The organism is Streptomyces sp. NPDC059477, from assembly GCF_042749375.1.
Classification (GTDB): domain Bacteria; phylum Actinomycetota; class Actinomycetes; order Streptomycetales; family Streptomycetaceae; genus Streptomyces.
Genome location: NZ_JBHYUG010000031.1, coordinates 32,322 through 47,799, shown reverse-complemented (window position 1 = coordinate 47,799; position 15,478 = coordinate 32,322). Strand labels below are relative to the sequence as shown.

General features: G+C 72.1%; 15 protein-coding genes (1 of these 15 running past the window's edge). 9 read left to right on the top strand and 6 right to left on the bottom strand.

All coding sequences use genetic code 11. The features are described from left to right. Positions 1-37: 37 nt before the first annotated feature. The 5 genes from ACFXAZ_RS17960 (at position 38) to ACFXAZ_RS17940 (ending at position 6,060) form a co-directional block, all read left to right on the top strand. Complete coding sequence (locus tag ACFXAZ_RS17960; protein WP_384591520.1) at positions 38-1,477, top strand: CitMHS family transporter; 1,440 nt, start codon at positions 38-40, stop codon at positions 1,475-1,477. 131 nt (positions 1,478-1,608) lie between these two features. Beyond that, positions 1,609-2,841, top strand: a complete 1,233-nt coding sequence (locus ACFXAZ_RS17955) for an MFS transporter (protein ID WP_384591517.1) — start codon at positions 1,609-1,611, stop codon at positions 2,839-2,841. Positions 2,842-2,846: 5 nt separating this feature from the next. Continuing rightward, positions 2,847-3,314 (top strand): DUF3574 domain-containing protein, encoded by a 468-nt coding sequence (locus ACFXAZ_RS17950; RefSeq protein WP_384591514.1) that lies wholly within the window; start codon positions 2,847-2,849, stop codon positions 3,312-3,314. A 153-nt stretch (positions 3,315-3,467) separates the two neighbouring features. Beyond that, positions 3,468-4,856 (top strand): aldehyde dehydrogenase family protein, encoded by a 1,389-nt coding sequence (locus ACFXAZ_RS17945; RefSeq protein ID WP_384591511.1) that lies wholly within the window; start codon positions 3,468-3,470, stop codon positions 4,854-4,856. 118 nt (positions 4,857-4,974) lie between these two features. Continuing rightward, the gene (locus tag ACFXAZ_RS17940) at positions 4,975-6,060 is read left to right on the top strand and encodes a Zn-dependent alcohol dehydrogenase (RefSeq protein ID WP_384591508.1); all 1,086 of its coding nucleotides are present in this window, start codon (positions 4,975-4,977) and stop codon (positions 6,058-6,060) included. 30 nt (positions 6,061-6,090) lie between these two features. Here ACFXAZ_RS17940 and ACFXAZ_RS17935 read toward each other — a convergent pair whose 3' ends face one another. The 3 genes from ACFXAZ_RS17935 to ACFXAZ_RS17925 form a co-directional block, all read right to left on the bottom strand. Further along, on the bottom strand, positions 6,091-7,086 hold the full coding sequence (locus ACFXAZ_RS17935) for a DMT family transporter (protein WP_384591505.1): 996 nt from the start codon (positions 7,084-7,086) through the stop codon (positions 6,091-6,093). Between the two features lie 207 nt (positions 7,087-7,293). Continuing rightward, on the bottom strand, positions 7,294-8,004 hold the full coding sequence (locus ACFXAZ_RS17930; protein WP_384591502.1) for an ArsR/SmtB family transcription factor: 711 nt from the start codon (positions 8,002-8,004) through the stop codon (positions 7,294-7,296). Positions 8,005-8,065: 61 nt separating this feature from the next. After that, positions 8,066-8,719 (bottom strand): TetR/AcrR family transcriptional regulator, encoded by a 654-nt coding sequence (locus ACFXAZ_RS17925; RefSeq protein WP_384591499.1) that lies wholly within the window; start codon positions 8,717-8,719, stop codon positions 8,066-8,068. Between the two features lie 143 nt (positions 8,720-8,862). Here ACFXAZ_RS17925 and ACFXAZ_RS17920 point away from each other — a divergent pair, with 143 nt between their 5' ends. Both ACFXAZ_RS17920 and ACFXAZ_RS17915 read left to right on the top strand, forming a co-directional pair. Further along, positions 8,863-9,150 carry a YiaA/YiaB family inner membrane protein gene (locus ACFXAZ_RS17920; protein WP_382691780.1) on the top strand — a complete coding sequence of 96 codons (288 nt, stop codon included), beginning with the start codon at positions 8,863-8,865 and terminating at the stop codon, positions 9,148-9,150. Positions 9,151-9,244: 94 nt separating this feature from the next. Next, entirely contained in the window at positions 9,245-9,883 is a 639-nt protein-coding gene (locus ACFXAZ_RS17915; protein ID WP_384591495.1) for a TetR/AcrR family transcriptional regulator, read from the top strand. A gap of 97 nt (positions 9,884-9,980) precedes the next feature. On the opposite strand, the gene ACFXAZ_RS17910 is transcribed toward ACFXAZ_RS17915, so the two are convergent. Next, positions 9,981-10,442, bottom strand: coding sequence for a MaoC family dehydratase (locus ACFXAZ_RS17910; protein ID WP_384591492.1), 462 nt, complete (start codon positions 10,440-10,442; stop codon positions 9,981-9,983). Between the two features lie 131 nt (positions 10,443-10,573). Here ACFXAZ_RS17910 and soxR point away from each other — a divergent pair, with 131 nt between their 5' ends. Beyond that, positions 10,574-11,035, top strand: coding sequence for a redox-sensitive transcriptional activator SoxR (gene soxR, locus ACFXAZ_RS17905; RefSeq protein ID WP_384591489.1), 462 nt, complete (start codon positions 10,574-10,576; stop codon positions 11,033-11,035). Between the two features lie 676 nt (positions 11,036-11,711). On the opposite strand, the gene ACFXAZ_RS17900 is transcribed toward soxR, so the two are convergent. Next, a complete protein-coding gene (locus ACFXAZ_RS17900; RefSeq protein WP_384591486.1) occupies positions 11,712-12,314 on the bottom strand; it encodes a hypothetical protein in 603 nt (200 codons plus the stop codon). Between the two features lie 232 nt (positions 12,315-12,546). Here ACFXAZ_RS17900 and ACFXAZ_RS17895 point away from each other — a divergent pair, with 232 nt between their 5' ends. Continuing rightward, positions 12,547-15,345 (top strand): penicillin acylase family protein, encoded by a 2,799-nt coding sequence (locus ACFXAZ_RS17895; RefSeq protein WP_384591483.1) that lies wholly within the window; start codon positions 12,547-12,549, stop codon positions 15,343-15,345. A gap of 23 nt (positions 15,346-15,368) precedes the next feature. On the opposite strand, the gene ACFXAZ_RS17890 is transcribed toward ACFXAZ_RS17895, so the two are convergent. Then, positions 15,369-15,478, bottom strand: the 3' end of a protein-coding gene (locus ACFXAZ_RS17890; RefSeq protein WP_384591480.1) for an exo-beta-N-acetylmuramidase NamZ domain-containing protein. The gene runs 1,291 nt beyond the window's last position; only the last 110 of its 1,401 coding nucleotides appear in the window; its start codon lies beyond the right edge, outside the window; the stop codon is at positions 15,369-15,371.

The following is a 15,478-nucleotide window of genomic DNA, read 5'->3' as shown; positions in this document are numbered from 1 at the left end:
GTGGGAGTTCAAGGGCGAACGTTAGGTATCCACAAACATGCTGACCATCCTCGGCTTCGCCATGATCGCGACCTTCCTGGTCCTGATCATGATGAAGAAGATGTCGCCGATCGCGGCGCTCGTGCTGATCCCCGCACTCTTCTGTGTGTTCGTCGGCAAGGGCGCCCAGTTGGGCGACTACGTCATCGACGGTGTCTCCAGCCTCGCCCCCACCGCGGCGATGCTGATGTTCGCGATCGTCTACTTCGGACTGATGATCGACGTCGGGCTGTTCGATCCCGTCGTCAAGGCCATCCTGAAGTTCTGCAAGGCCGACCCGATGCGGATCGTCGTCGGCACGGCCCTGCTCGCCGCGATCGTGTCGCTGGACGGCGACGGCTCGACCACCTTCATGATCACCGTCTCGGCCATGTACCCGCTGTACAAGCGGCTCAAGATGAGCCTGGTCGTGATGACCGGTGTCGCCGCCACCGCCAACGGCGTGATGAACACCCTGCCGTGGGGCGGCCCGACGGCCCGCGCCGCGACCGCGCTCAAGCTCGACGCCAGCGACATCTTCGTCCCGATGATCCCGGCGCTCGCCGTCGGCCTGCTCTTCGTGTTCGTCCTCTCGTACGTCCTCGGGCTGCGCGAGCGCAAGCGGCTCGGGGTGCTGACGCTGGACGAGGTGCTCCAGGACCCGGTCGAGGACAAGGAGACGGTGCTGGTCGGCACGGGCTCCGGCACCGGCCGGGTCAGCTTCGAGAAGGGCGGCGCGGCGGCGACCGGGGCGACCGGGGGATCGGGCTCCGGCACGGACGCGGAGGCCACCGGGGACGCCGATGAGGACGACGACTTCCAGGGCCTGGACCCCGACCGGCCCACCCTGCGCCCCAAGCTGCTGTGGTTCAACGTGCTGCTCACGCTGACCCTGCTCACCGCCATGATCATGGAGGTGCTGCCGATCCCGGTGCTGTTCCTGCTCGGCGCCGCGCTCGCGCTCACCGTGAACTTCCCGCGCATCCCGGAGCAGAAGGCCCGTCTCGCCGCCCACGCCGACAACGTCCTGAACGTCTCCGGCATGGTCTTCGCCGCCGCCGTCTTCACCGGTGTGCTCCAGGGCACCGGCATGGTCGACTCCATGGCGAACTGGCTGGTCGACATCATCCCCAGCGGCATGGGCCCGCACATGGGCATCGTCGCCGGTCTGCTGAGCCTCCCGCTCACCTACTTCATGTCCAACGACGGCTTCTACTTCGGTGTCCTGCCGGTCCTCGCCGAGGCGGGCGCCGCGCACGGGGTCAGCCCGCTGGAGATGGCCCGCGCCTCGCTCGTCGGCCAGCCGCTGCACATGTCCAGCCCGCTGGTCCCGGCCGTGTACGTGCTGGTAGGCATGGCGAAGGTCGAGTTCGGCGACCATACGCGCTTCGTGGTGAAGTGGGCCGCGCTCACGTCGCTGGTGGTTCTGGGGGCGGGGATCCTGTTCGGGATCATCTGAGGTGGCCAGTCGGGTGGCGCGGCCAGTTCGGGCCAGTCCGGTCGTCCGAGGTCCCCGGCCCGTCCGAGGCGCCTGAGTCGTTCGAGGCACCCGAGTCATCCGGAACCGTGCGTCAGCAGGAGGTCCGTACCGTGAGGCCCGGCAGGAACCGGGGCTGGCTGCTCCGTCTCGTCATCGCCTTCAGCTTCGCGCAGGCGGCGGTGTCGATGGCCCGGCCCGCCGTCTCCTACCGGGCCCTCGCGCTGGGCGCCGACGAACGGGCGATCGGTGTGATCGCCGGGGTCTACGCCCTGCTCCCGCTGTTCGCCGCCGTCCCGCTGGGCCGCCGTACCGACCACGGCCGCTGCGCGCCCCTGCTGCCCGCCGGGGTGGTGCTGATCGCGGCGGGCTGCGCGCTCAGCGGACTCGCCGGGTCCCTGTGGGCGATGGCGGTCTGGAGCGGGGTGATGGGCCTCGGCCACCTCAGCTTCGTCATCGGCGCCCAGTCCCTGGTCGCCCGCCAGTCCGTCCCGCACGAACAGGACCGCAACTTCGGCCACTTCACCATCGGCGCCTCCCTCGGCCAGCTCATCGGCCCGATCGCCGCGGGCGCGCTGATCGGCGGCCACGACATGGCCGGCACCAGCGCCCTCGCCCTGGTGGTCGCGGGCGCGGGCGCCGCCGTCGCGGTCACCTCGCTGTGGCGGATAGAGGACCGTACGGCACTCACCTCCCGCACCCGCCACGGCGACCGGGTGCCGGTGCGGCGGATCCTGGGCGCGCGGGGCGTCCCGGCGGGCATCCTGATCAGCCTCTCCGTCCTGTCCGCGACCGATGTGCTCACCGCCTACCTCCCGGTGGTCGGCGAGCACCGGGGCATCGCGCCCTCCGTCGTCGGACTGCTGCTCAGCCTGCGCGCGGCGGCCACCATCGCCTGCCGGCTGGTCCTCACCCCGCTGCTCAAGCTGGGCCGCACCCCGCTGCTCACCTCCACCTGCCTCCTCGCGGCCCTGCTCTGCGCGGCCATCGCCCTGCCGGTGCCGGTGTGGGCCCTCGCGACGCTGCTGGCCGCGCTCGGCTTCTGTCTCGGCGTCGGACAGCCGCTGTCCATGACGACGGTCGTCCGGGCGGCCCCCGAGGGCGCCCGCTCCACCGCCCTCGCCCTGCGCCTCACCGGCAACCGCCTCGGCCAGGTGGCCGCCCCCGCCGGAGCGGGCCTGGTCGCCGGGGTCGCGGGCGTGGCGGCCCCGTTCGTGCTGCTCGGCGGGCTTCTCCTGCTGTCGGCGGGGGTGGCGCTGCGCTCGCCCGCCCGGGAACCGGCCGACGTACCGAAGGACACCGCCCGCGCGGCGGAGGGACCCGCGGGGGCGGAATCCCGTAGGTGAGGGGCATGAAGATCCAGCCGGTCCGTACCCGGACCGCCCTCGTCACCGCCGCCGCCCTGCTGGCCGTGGGCGTCCCCACCGCCGCCTACGCCACCCTCGACGGCTCGGGGGCCGGGGGCCACACGTCCCCGGCGGTGCGCGGTGAGCCGTACGCCGAGACCCGGCTGTTCTTCGGCACCGCGCGGATCGACGGCGGCCCGGCGGTGACCGACCGGCAGTTCATGACGTTCATCGACGAGGAGGTCACCCCGGCCTTTCCCGACGGGCTGACCGTACGGAGCGGGCGCGGCCAGTGGCGGGACGGCACCGGCACGATCGAGAAGGAGCGGTCGTACGAACTGCTCCTGCTGTACCCGGTCGGGGAGGCGGCCCCGGCCGACCGGGCGATCGAGGAGATCCGCCGGGACTACGAGAAGGCGTTCGGGCAGGAGTCGGTGGGGCGGGCGGATGACCGGGTACGGGTCGACTTCTGAGGGGCACCCCTTTTCCGGGTGGCGCCCTCTCGGTGTTCCGGCGTCTCAGCGTGAAGGCGTTCCGGCGTCCCGAGCGGCGGACGCCCCTGGCGAGAAAAAACTATCGCCGCTAGTTTGGAAGCTGGACGACACCGCTGTTTCGGGAGGCAGAGCATGAAGGCCCAGAACGGGATGTACATCGACGGCGCCTGGCGCCCCGCGGCGGGCACCGGATACATCGACGTGGTGAACCCGGTCGACGAGCAGGTCATCGGCCGGGTCCCGGCGGGCACCGCCGAGGACGTCGACGCGGCGGTACGGGCCGCGCGGGCCGCCCTGCCGTCCTGGGCGGCCACCCCGCCCGCCGAGCGCGCCGCCCGGCTCGCGGCCCTGCGGGACGCCCTCACCGCCCGCAAGGACGAGATCGCCGGGACCGTCACCGCCGAACTGGGCTCCCCGCTCCCGTTCTCGCAGGCCGTCCATGTCTCCATGCCGATCGCGGTGGCCGCCTCGTACGCCGAACTGGCCGCCACCCACCTCTTCGAGGAGCAGGTCGGCAACTCGACCGTCCTCCAGGAGCCGGTCGGCGTGGTCGGCGCGATCACCCCCTGGAACTACCCGCTGCACCAGATCGTCGCCAAGGTCGCCCCGGCGCTCGCGGCCGGCTGCACGGTGGTCCTCAAGCCCGCCGAGGACACCCCGCTCACCGCCCAGCTGTTCGCCGAGGCGGTCCATGAGGCGGGCGTGCCGGCCGGGGTGTTCAACCTGGTCACCGGCCTGGGCCCGGTCGCCGGGCAGGCGCTCGCCGAGCACCCGGGCGTCGACCTGGTCTCCTTCACCGGCTCCACGGCCGTCGGCCGCAGCATCGCCGCGACGGCGGGCGCGGCCATCAAGACGGTCGCCCTGGAACTGGGCGGCAAGTCCGCCAACGTGATCCTGCCGAGCGCCGACCTCGCCCGTGCCGTCCATGTCGGGGTCGCCAACGTGATGTCCAACTCCGGGCAGACGTGCAGCGCCTGGACCCGGATGCTGGTCCACCGCGAGCGGTACGACGAGGCGGTCGCGCTGGCCGCCACGGCCGCCGCCAAGTACGGCGAGCGCATCGGCCCGGTCGTCAACGCCAAGCAGCGGGAGCGGGTACGGGGGTACATCGCGCAGGGCGTCGCCGAGGGCGCCCGGCTGGTGGCCGGAGGCCCCGAGGCGCCGCGCGAGCGGGGTTACTACATCAGCCCGACCGTCTTCGCCGACGTCACCCCGGAGATGACCATCGCCCAGGAGGAGATCTTCGGCCCGGTCCTGTCCCTGCTGCCCTACGAGGACGAGGAGGACGCCCTTCGGATCGCCAACGGCACGGTCTACGGGCTCGCCGGTGCCGTGTGGGCGGGCGAGGTGGCGGAGGCGGTCGCCTTCGCCCGGCGGATGGACACCGGCCAGGTCGACATCAACGGCGGGCGCTTCAACCCGCTGGCCCCGTTCGGCGGCTACAAGCAGTCGGGCGTGGGCCGGGAACTGGGCGCGCACGGCCTCGCGGAGTACCTCCAGACCAAATCCCTTCAGTTCTAGTCAGTTCTGATTGATTCTGGTCACTTCTAGACGATCCTCACCCGTCTGATCGCTCCCGGCTCGATCCCTTCCGGCCTGGTTCCTTCCGGCCTGACCCCTTCCAGGAGAGTCGCCCCTCATGACGACCGTACGCGCCGCTGTCCTGACCGCCGTCGGTGCTCCGCTGGAGATCACCGACATCGAGCTGCCCGAGCCGGGTCCGGGCCGGGTCCGGGTGCGGCTCGCAGCCGCCGGGGTGTGCCACTCCGACCTGTCCCTGTCCAACGGCACCATGAGCATCCCGGTCCCGGCGGTCCTCGGTCACGAGGGCGCGGGCACGGTGGTGTCCGTGGGGGAGGGCGTCACGGACCTCGCCCCCGGTGCTCCCGTGGTGCTCAACTGGGCCCCGTCCTGCGGAAGCTGCCCCGCCTGCGAGCGCGGCGAGGTGTGGCTGTGCGCCAACGCGATGAACGGGGCCGCCGATGTCCACGCCCGTACCGTCACCGGCGTCGATCTGCATCCCGGCCTGAACGTGGCCGCGTTCGCGCAGGAGACCGTCGTCCCGCGGTCCTGTGTGCTGCCGCTGCCCGACGGCATCCCGCTCACCGACGCGGCCCTGCTCGGCTGCGCGGTCCTCACCGGCTACGGCGCCGTGCACCACTCGGCACGGGTGGCGCCCGGCGAGAGCGTCGCCGTGTTCGGCGTCGGCGGGGTGGGCCTGGCCACCCTCCAGGCCGCGCGGATCGCGGGCGCCTCCCGGATCGTGGCGGTCGATGTCTCCCCGGCCAAGGAGGAACTGGCCAGGGCTGCGGGCGCCACCGACTATGTGATCGCCTCCGAGCGCACCGCCCGGGACATCCGCGCCCTCACCGGTAAGCAGGGCGTGGACGTGGCCGTGGAGTGCGTGGGCCGCGCGGTCACCATCCGTACGGCCTGGGAGTCCACCCGGCGCGGCGGACGCACCACGGTCGTCGGCATCGGCGGCAAGGACCAGCTGGTCACCTTCAACGCCCTGGAGATCTTCCACTGGGGCCGCACCCTGTCCGGCTGCGTCTACGGCAACTCCGACCCCGTACGGGATCTGCCGGTCCTCGCCGACCACGTCCGCGCGGGCCGCCTGGACCTCGCGTCCCTGGTGACGGCACGCATCGGCCTGGACGGCATCCCGGCGGCGTTCGAGAACATGGTGGCGGGGAAAGGGGGACGGGCGCTGGTGACGTTCTGAGGGGCGTCGCGACGCGGGGACGTCAGGGCATCAGGCGGCGTCGGCCCGTCCGGCTGCCGGGGAAGGGGCAGGTCCGGGGCCGACGGGTGGGGGCACTTCCGGGTCGATGGCAGGGACGGCCCGGGACCGCGACCGCGATACCCCCACACCCACCAGACACAGCACCCCACCCGCCAGCGTGAGCACCCCGGGTACCTCACCGAGCGCCAGCCACGACATCAGCACCACCAGCGCGGGAACGGCGTACGTCGTCGCCCCCATCCGGCTCGCGGTCGTCCGTGCCAGGGCGTAGGCCCAGGTGGTGAAGGCGAGCGCGGTCGGGAAGATGCCGAGATAGACCATGTTGAGCGTGGCGGACAGCGGCGCCCGGGACGCCTCGGTGATCAGCTGCCAGGAGAACGGCAGACACAGCACCGCCCCCACCGCACAGCCGAACGTCGTCACCTGGAGGACGCTCGCGTGCCCCAGCGCGGGTTTCTGCGCGACCACACCGCCCGCGTACGCGACGGCCGCGATCAGGCACAGCACCACGCCGAGCACGGACGCCCCACCCTGCCCCGACATCGACAGCCCGACGGTGACGGCGCCCGCGAACGACACCGCGATGCCCGCCAGCAGCCGCGGCGGCATCGGATCGCCGAGCAGCCGGGCGCCGAACAGCGCGATGAGGATCGGCCCGGTGTTCACGACCAGCGCGGCGGTACCGGCGTCCACCTGCTGCTCGCCCCAGTTCAGGACGACCATGTAGACGCCGAACCACAGCACCCCCGATATCGCGATGCCGGGCCACGCCGCCCGCGCGGGCCACCCTTCCCGCCGTACGAGACACCACGCGCCCAGCGCGAGCGCGCCCGCCGCCAGCCGGCCCAGCGCGAGCGCTCCCGGCGAGTACGCCGCGCCGGCGCTGCGGATCGACACGAACGCGGACGCCCACAGCACGACGGTGACCACGACGGCGGCAGCGGCCGTCACCTCGGGGCGCCGAGCGAGGCGACGCGAGGGGCGGCCGGGGGAGTGGTTCATCATGCTCCTGAGCGTAGGAATGCTGACGGGGAAGGGCTGGCGGATTTCGGACGGCACGCCAGAGGCCGAGGAGTGTTCGCAGGTCAACGGCCGGGGGGTTGCGCAGATCAACGCAGGACGGACGTCGGCGGGGGCCGACCGGTCAGCGCGGCGGGCGGGGCGCCGGTCAGTGCGAGGCCGGGGTATCGGTGAAGGCGGGCGGGAGTGCGGTCAGCTCAGGGCCCCGGCGTCGATGCCGAGCAGCCGCCCCAGCGCCCGTTCCCCCTCCCCGGTCACCTTCACGGCCCGCTGGGACCCGATCCGCACACACCAGCCCGTGTCGAGGGCGTGCCGGCACAGCGCGGCCCCCGCGACCCCGCCGAGATGGGGCCGCCGCTCGGTCCAGTCCAGGCAGGCGCGGGCGAGCGGGCGGCGTCCGGTCCGGCGCAGCGCGATGCCCGCCGCGTCGAACCAGTCCACCCCGTCGTCGGTCAGCGCGAACCCGGTGTCCTGCCGCAGCAGCCCGCGTGCGGTCAGCGCGTCCGTGAGCACGATGCCGAGCCGCCCGGCGAGATGGTCGTAGCAGGTCCGCCCGCGCGCCATCGCCGACCCGGCCCCGGCTTCGCGCAGGGTACGGGGCTGCCGTACGGCGTCCGGCCCGACCCGGGCCGCCAGATCCTCCACGAGCTGGGCGACGGACGGGCCCGCCAGCCGTACGTACCGGTGCCGGCCCTGCCGTTCCTCGGTCAGCAGCCCGCCCGACACCAGCTTCCCGAGGTGCTCGCTCACCGTGGACGCGGCGACCCCGGCGTGCCGGGCCAGTTCCCCGGCGGTCCAGGCCCGCCCGTCGAGCAGCGCGAGCAGACAGCGCACCCGGGTCTCATCGGCGAGCAGCGCGGCGAAGGCCGCGAACTCCGGAGCCCGGGGGTCGTTGGTCGACATGTCTCCAGCGTGCGCCACGGACGGTTCGGCGCCCACCGAAACACCTCCCCGCTACGACGGCTCAGCCGCCCTCGCCCCGCACCCGCTCGAACCGCACCGCCAACCCGTCCAGCAGCGCGGTGAGCCCCACCTCGAACGCCCGCTCGTCCACCTTGCGCTGCCGCTCGGGGAGCAGATGGGCCTGCCCGAGATGCGGGTAGTCGGCGGGGTCGTACGCGCTCTCGTCCCGCACGAAACCCCCGGCGAACGAGCCGAGCGCGGACCCCATGATGAAGTACCGCATCAGCGCCCCGATCGATGTGGCCTGGGCCGGCGGCCAGCCCGCCGCGACCATCGCCCCGTACACCACGTCCGCGAGCCGCAGCGCGGCCGGACGCCGGCCGGGACCACCGGCCAGCACGGGCACGATGTGGGGGTGGTCGCGCAGGGCGCCGCGGTAGGAGAGCGCGTAGTCGTGCAGCGCGGTGCGCCAGTCCCGGCCGTCCTCGAACATCGACAGATCGACCTGCTCGATCACCGACTCGGCGACCGCCTCCAGGATCTCGTCCTTGGTGCGGAAGTGGTTGTACAGCGAGGGCCCGCTCACCCCCAGCTCGGCGGCGAGCCGGCGGGTGGAGACGGCGGTGAGCCCCTCCGCGTCCACCAGTTCCCGGGCCGTCGCGACGATGCGTTCGGTGCTCAGCAGGGGTTTGCGGGGTCGGGCCATGGCGCACATAGTAGGGCGGGGGGCCAGAAACTAGCGGTGCTAGTCCGGATGCCGGGTGCGGGCCGGCGTCGTAGCGGGTGCGGGCCGTCTGAGTAGCTCTCTGAGTACACCGACGGATGTGGCGGGCGCCACGGTCGCCGAACCTGTTCCGCATGAGTGACACACCCGTCAAACAGCAGACCACCGCCGCCTATCACGGTCAGGCCGTCCTCTCCTTCGCGGTCGCCCTGGGCGCCACCGGCATCGGCATCTTCCAGCTGGACGCCGACCCCTGGGTCCGCTCCTTCCTGGCCGTCGCCGTCCTCTACCTCGTCACCTCCGCCTTCACCCTCGCCAAGGTGGTCCGCGACCGCCAGGAGGCCGGGCAGATCGTCAGCCGGGTCGACCAGGCCCGCCTGGAGAAGCTGCTCGCCGAGCACGACCCCTTCGAGAAGCTCTGACCCGCCCGGCGCAGTGCGGCGCCCCGTCCACTAAGCGCCCGCTCACCCTCGGCTGTATGGTGGGGGCGCTGTCGGCGAGAGGGACGAGGACGCGATGAGTACGGCGCAGGAAGCGGCGGCCGGCGACGAGGACGAGTCGTGGGCCGAGGTCACCCCGGACGCGGCGCGGCGGCTGCTGATCGCCGCGGTGGAGGCCTTCGCCGAGCGCGGCTACCACGCCACCACCACCCGCGACATCGCGGGCCGCGCGGGGATGAGCCCGGCCGCGCTCTACATCCACTACAAGACCAAGGAAGAGCTGCTCCACCGGATCAGCCGGATCGGCCACGAGAAGGCGCTGGACATTCTGCGCACCGCCGCCCGCGGTGCGGGCACGGCGAGCGAGCGGCTGGCCGACGCGGTCGCCTCCTTCGTCCGCTGGCACGCGGGACGGCGTACCACCGCCCGGGTCGTGCAGTACGAACTGGACTCCCTCGGGCCGGACGCGCGCGCGGAGATCGTCGCGCTGCGCCGGCAGTGTGACGCCGAGGTCCGCGGGATCATCGAGGAGGGGGTCGCGGCGGGTGAGTTCGAGGTGCTCGACGTGCACGGCACCACCCTCGCCGTGCTGTCGCTCTGCATCGACGTGGCCCGCTGGTTCAGTACGCGCGGCCCCTGGACCCCCGCCGAGGTCGGCACGCTGTACGCGGACCTGGTGCTGCGGATGGTGGGGGCGGGGAAGCCGGGGCGGTAGCCGGGTTGGTGGCCGGAATGGTGGCAGGGGTGGCGGCCGGGTTGGTGGCCGGAATGATGGCCGGGGTGGCGGCCGGTTTGGTGGCCGGGGTGGCGGTCTAGAGGTAGTAGCGGGACACCGACTCCGCCACGCACACCGGCTTCTCCTCGCCCTCGCGCTCGACCGTGAAGGCGAGGGTGACCTGGACGCCGCCCGGTACCTCGTCCACCGCGGAGACCGTCGCCGTCGAGCGCAGCCGGGAGCCGACCGGGACGGGGGCGGGGAAGCGCACCTTGTTGGTGCCGTAGTTGACGCCCATCGTCACGCCCTCGACGCCGATCAGCTGCGGGGCGAACAGCGGCAGCAGGGAGAGGGTGAGGTAGCCGTGGGCGATGGTCGTGCCGAACGGGCCGGTCGCCGCCTTCTCCGGATCGACATGGATCCACTGGTGGTCGCCGGTCGCCTCGGCGAACAGGTCGATCCGCTTCTGGTCGATCTCCACCCAGTCGGTGTGTCCCAGCCGCTCGCCCACCGCGGCCTTCAGCTCGTCCACGGACGTGAAGATCCTCGCCTCTGCCATGCCCCGGCCTCTCGCTCGACCCATCGATCACGTACGTCGATCACGCACAGTGCTAAGCAACTGCTTAGCTTGGTGTGGGGTGGCGAGGATGTCAACGGAGGAGAATCCCGCGGATGGGTAGTGTTGCGGTGATGCCGCAGATTCCTGAGAACATCCATGAACTCACCGTCGGCCAGTTGTCGGCGCGCAGCGGCGCGGCCGTGTCCGCGCTGCACTTCTACGAGTCCAAGGGGCTGATCAGCAGCCGCCGGACGACGGGCAATCAGCGCCGGTACTCGCGTGACGCCCTGCGGCGGGTCGCCTTCGTCCGGGCGGCACAGCGGGTCGGCATCCCGCTCGCCACGATCCGTGAGGCGCTGGCGGAACTGCCGGAGGAGCGGACGCCGACGCGGGAGGACTGGGCGAAGCTGTCGCAGGCGTGGCGCTCGGAGCTGGACGAACGGATCCGGCAGCTCAATCGGCTGCGGGACCATCTGACGGACTGCATCGGGTGCGGGTGTCTGTCGCTGGACAGCTGTGTGCTGTCCAATCCCGACGACGCGTTCGGCCAGGAACGGGCGGGGTCGCGGCTGCTGGTGGAACGGCGACGGTAAGGGACGGCTCGCGCGGATGCCCGGTGCGGATGTCCGGTGCGGATGTCCGCTGCCGGGTGCCGGTACGGGGGGCCGGACGCCGGGTGCGGGTGGTTCGTGGTGATTCGCGCAGTTCCCCGCGCCCCTCAGGGCGTCACGGCCGGCCCGGCTGCGACCAACGCGGCGCTGGAGTCCACCCGTTCGCCCGTGGGCAGGCTCAGGGTGTCCGCCAGGCCGTACGTGTCCTGCGGCCCACGCCTGACCTGGATCGGTCGCCGGCGCTCAGATCCCGCCCGCCGCCGATCCGCCGCCCTCCGACACCTACGCCCGCGCCACCCCGGAGCAGATCCACCGCCGACACTCACACCCCACCGGCCACCGACCGGCCCTGCTCAACAGCCCCGTACCCGCGCCCGCCTGGGCAGTGACCCGGTACCGACCTCGCGCCCGCCTGGGCAGCGACCCGGTACGACCTGCGCCCACCTCGGCGCCGACCCATCGCCGACCACGACCACGCTCACCTCGCCGCCGACCTGCGCTCGCCGTGCCCACCGACCCGGCACCCACCTCGGCCTTGATCCGGCGCTCACCTCGACACCACCCCGACACCACCTCGCACAGTCCCGCCACTCACCCCACCAGCACCCACGCCCCCACCAACCAGCGCCGCGGCACCTCACCCCCCGCGCGGCAGCGCCTACGCCGACATCAGCAACTGGCCGCGTCGCGCATACGCCAGTGCCTCCGGCGTGAGCACCGGGCGCGGGACCAGGATTCCGCAGTCCGTGCAGACCGGGCCGGAGGACGGCTCGTGGTCGAGTTCGTATTTCCAGACGAGGCGTTCGCCGCCACAGACGGGGCACTCGGCGCCCGGCTCGCGCTCCAGGGCCGCGATCAGCCGGCGCAGCACCTCCGCGAGGGGCTCACCGGGGTGCACCCGGGGGTCGTCGCACCACGCGGCGCCGAATCCGCCCCAGGTCAGCCGGTGCCAGTCGTCCACGCTGCCCGGCCTGCGCAGCCCGTCGTGCTTCTCCTTCCTGCGGCGCTCGGCGAACTCGGTCTCATAGGCCAGCCAGACCACCCGCGCCTCTTCCAGCTCCTCCAGCGCGGCCACGAGCCGCACCGGGTCGGGAGAGCGGTCCTCGGGGCCGAACCCGGCCCGGGAGCACAGATGATCCCAGGTCGCTCTATGCCCATAAGGGGCAAATCGCTCAAGGCACTTGCGCAGTGAATAGCGCCGTAGTGCCAGATCGCACCGAGGATCGCGCACCTGTCTTGCCAGACTCCGGAAACCGGCCATCGCCCTGCACCTCCGTCACACCTGCACCTGTACTTCGGTCACTGCGGCGTCATCGAACGGACTTCGCCGAATAGACGTATCGACAAGCGATTCGGCTCCCTTCCGGCTCCCACTGATTTCCGGCGGCCCCGCCGAGCAGCGGGAGCGACCCGGAAACTTGACGCATGTTCATCTTTTAACCGGGGGATACCGCCGGTAACGTCCGGCCCCATCCCCATCGGGAGGAGCTGCCATGTCACGGCGCACCCCACGCACCGACCTCGACAGACTGAGAACTCCCCACACTCCTCGTGGGTTCCTGAAGACCGTCTCCGTATGCGCTCTGATTGCCGGGCTTTTGTCTCCGCTTTCCCAAGCCGCCTCGGCCACCACCCCCACGGTGGCCGATGCGGCGGCGGTCGCGGACCACTGCGGCAACCAGTGCTCGGACATCCTGCCGCCCGGCCAGAACGGCAACGCCACCCTCGCCCAGATCCTGCTCAACCAGGCCTTCGGCACCCAGCCCGAACACGCCCAGGACCAGCTCGGGCCCTATGCCAAGCTCCCCACCGGCTACCAGTCGCTGACCGACGCCACCCTCAACACCTTCTTCAACGACGCCTCCTTCGGCGTCCCCGCCGACCAGGTCGCCTCCACCCTCAAGCCCGCCGGACGCACGGACGTCACCATCGTCCGCGACAAGAAGACAGGTGTGCCGCACATCACGGGCACCACCCGCTACGGCACCGAGTTCGGCGCCGGTTACGCCGCCGCCCAGGACCGGCTCTGGCTGATGGACCTGTTCCGGCACGTCGGCCGCGGCCAGCTCACCTCCTTCGCGGGCGGCGCCCTCGACAACCAGGGCCTGGAACAGACCTTCTGGCGCAACGCCCCCTACACCGAGGCCGACCTCCAGGCCCAGATCGACCGCGCCACCGCGACCAACGGCGAACGGGGCCGCCAGGCCCTCGCCGACGTGAACGCCTACGTCGACGGCATCAACGCCTACATCGCCGCCGCCGACAGCGGTCGCTACTTCCCCGGCGAATACGTCCTCACCGGCCACAAGGACTCCCTCACCAACGCGGGCACCATCAAGCCCTTCAAATCCACCGACCTGGTCGCCCTCGCCTCCGTGATCGGCTCGCTCTTCGGCGCCGGAGGCGGCGGCGAGGTCAACAACGCCCTCTCCCTGCTCGCCGCCCAGCAGCGGTACGGCGTGCAGCAGGGCACCGAGGTCTGGGAGTCCTTCCGCGAGCGCAACGACCCCGAGGCCGTGCTCACCGTCCAGGAGGGCAGCTTCCCGTACGGCACCAAACCCGCGAACCCGCAGGGCACCGCCCTGCCCGACCCGGGCTCGGTCACCCAGGAACCCCTCATCCACGACCGCACCGGCAGCGCGGCCACCCCGGCGGCCACCGGCACCTCCGCCGACGCCGCCGCGAACGCCGTCACCTCCGCCAAGCGCGGCATGTCCAACGCCCTGGTGGTCAGCGGCGAACACACCGCGAGCGGGAACCCCATCGCCGTGTTCGGGCCGCAGACCGGCTACTTCGCGCCGCAGCTGCTGATGCTCCAGGAGATCCAGGGACCGGGCCTGAGCGCCCGCGGCGCCACCTTCGCCGGACTCGGCATGTACGTCCTGCTGGGCCGCGGCCAGGACTACGCCTGGAGCGCCACCACCTCCGGCCAGGACATCATCGACACCTACGCCGTCGAGCTGTGCCAGGACGACTACCACTATCTCTACCGGGGCGTGTGCACGCCCATGGAGAAGGTCGAGCAGAAGAACACCTGGAAGCCGACCGTCGCGGACGGCACCGCCGCCGGTTCGTACACCATGCGGGTGTGGCGCACCGAGTACGGTCCCGTCGAGTACCGCGCCACCGTCGGCGGCAAGAAGGTCGCCTACACCACCCTGCGCTCGTCCTTCCTCAACGAGGCCGAGTCGATCATCGGCTTCCAGATGCTCAACGACCCCGGCCATGTGAACAGCGCGCAGACCTTCCAGCAGGCGGTGCAGCACATCAACTACACCTTCAACTGGTTCTACGCCGACTCCGCGCACACCGCCTACTACAACAGCGGCGACAATCCGGTCCGCGCGACCGGCGTCGACCCCGAGTTCCCGGTCTGGGCGCAGCCGGCGTACGAATGGCGCGGCTGGGACCCGGCGACCAACACCGCCGACTACACCCCGCCGTCCCAGCACCCGAACTCCATCGACCAGGACTACTACATCTCCTGGAACAACAAACAGGCCAAGGACTACACCGCCGCCCCCTGGGGCAATGGCTCGGTGCACCGCGGCGATCTGCTGGACGACCGGGTGAAGAAACTCGTCCAGCAGGGCGGGGTGACCCGGTCCGCGCTGGTCAAGGCCATGGCCGACGCGGGCCTCGCCGACCTGCGCGCCGAGCAGGTGCTGCCCGACCTGCTGACGGTCCTCACCAGCACCCCCGTAGCCGATCCGGCGGCGGCCTCGGCGGTGAGCAAGCTCCAGGCGTGGGTGACAGCGGGCGGCAAACGCACCGAGACGTCCGCGGGCTCCAAGACCTACGCCCACGCCGACGCCATCCGGATCCTGGACGCCTGGTGGCCGCTGCTGGTCAAGGCCCAGTTCGAACCCGGCCTCGGCAGCGACCTCTACACGGCGATCACCGCGAACCTGCCCGTCGACGAGTCCCCGTCCGCCGCCCACGGCCCGACCGGCGCCCACGCCGGAAGCGCCTTCCAGTACGGCTGGTGGAGCTATGTCGACAAGGACATCCGCGCGGTGCTCGGCGAGTCCGTCCAGGGCCCGCTCGGCGACACCTACTGCGGCGACGGCTCCCTCACCGCCTGCCGGGACGCCCTGATCACCACGCTCAAACAGGCCGCCGCCAAGACCCCGGCCCAGGTCTACACCGGCGACGACCTGTGCGCCGCCGGTGACCAGTGGTGCGCCGACTCGCTCAACCAGCGGGCCCTCGGCGGCATCACCCACCCCCACATCAGCTGGCAGAACCGGCCGACCTATCAGCAGGTCGTGGAGTTCACCTCACACCGCTGAATCACCGTTGAATCGCCGCTGAGTCACGGCCGCGGGGGGGCGGCCCCCCCCCCCCCCGCCGCCCCGCGAGCGCCCCAAACCCCCCCCCCGCCCCCCCCCCCCCCCCCCCCCCCCCCCCCCCCCCCCCCCCCCC

Coding starts and splice junctions, on each gene's coding strand:
- ACFXAZ_RS17900 (WP_384591486.1), bottom strand. CDS start 12,314: ATGGCCGGTTTCCGGAGTCTGGCAAGACAGGTGCGCGATCCTCGGTGC.
- ACFXAZ_RS17925 (WP_384591499.1), bottom strand. CDS start 8,719: ATGTGCGCCATGGCCCGACCCCGCAAACCCCTGCTGAGCACCGAACGC.
- ACFXAZ_RS17950 (WP_384591514.1), top strand. CDS start 2,847: ATGAAGATCCAGCCGGTCCGTACCCGGACCGCCCTCGTCACCGCCGCC.
- soxR (WP_384591489.1), top strand. CDS start 10,574: ATGCCGCAGATTCCTGAGAACATCCATGAACTCACCGTCGGCCAGTTG.
- ACFXAZ_RS17895 (WP_384591483.1), top strand. CDS start 12,547: ATGTCACGGCGCACCCCACGCACCGACCTCGACAGACTGAGAACTCCC.
- ACFXAZ_RS17945 (WP_384591511.1), top strand. CDS start 3,468: ATGAAGGCCCAGAACGGGATGTACATCGACGGCGCCTGGCGCCCCGCG.
- ACFXAZ_RS17940 (WP_384591508.1), top strand. CDS start 4,975: ATGACGACCGTACGCGCCGCTGTCCTGACCGCCGTCGGTGCTCCGCTG.
- ACFXAZ_RS17930 (WP_384591502.1), bottom strand. CDS start 8,004: ATGTCGACCAACGACCCCCGGGCTCCGGAGTTCGCGGCCTTCGCCGCG.
- ACFXAZ_RS17910 (WP_384591492.1), bottom strand. CDS start 10,442: ATGGCAGAGGCGAGGATCTTCACGTCCGTGGACGAGCTGAAGGCCGCG.
- ACFXAZ_RS17915 (WP_384591495.1), top strand. CDS start 9,245: ATGAGTACGGCGCAGGAAGCGGCGGCCGGCGACGAGGACGAGTCGTGG.
- ACFXAZ_RS17960 (WP_384591520.1), top strand. CDS start 38: ATGCTGACCATCCTCGGCTTCGCCATGATCGCGACCTTCCTGGTCCTG.
- ACFXAZ_RS17920 (WP_382691780.1), top strand. CDS start 8,863: ATGAGTGACACACCCGTCAAACAGCAGACCACCGCCGCCTATCACGGT.
- ACFXAZ_RS17935 (WP_384591505.1), bottom strand. CDS start 7,086: ATGATGAACCACTCCCCCGGCCGCCCCTCGCGTCGCCTCGCTCGGCGC.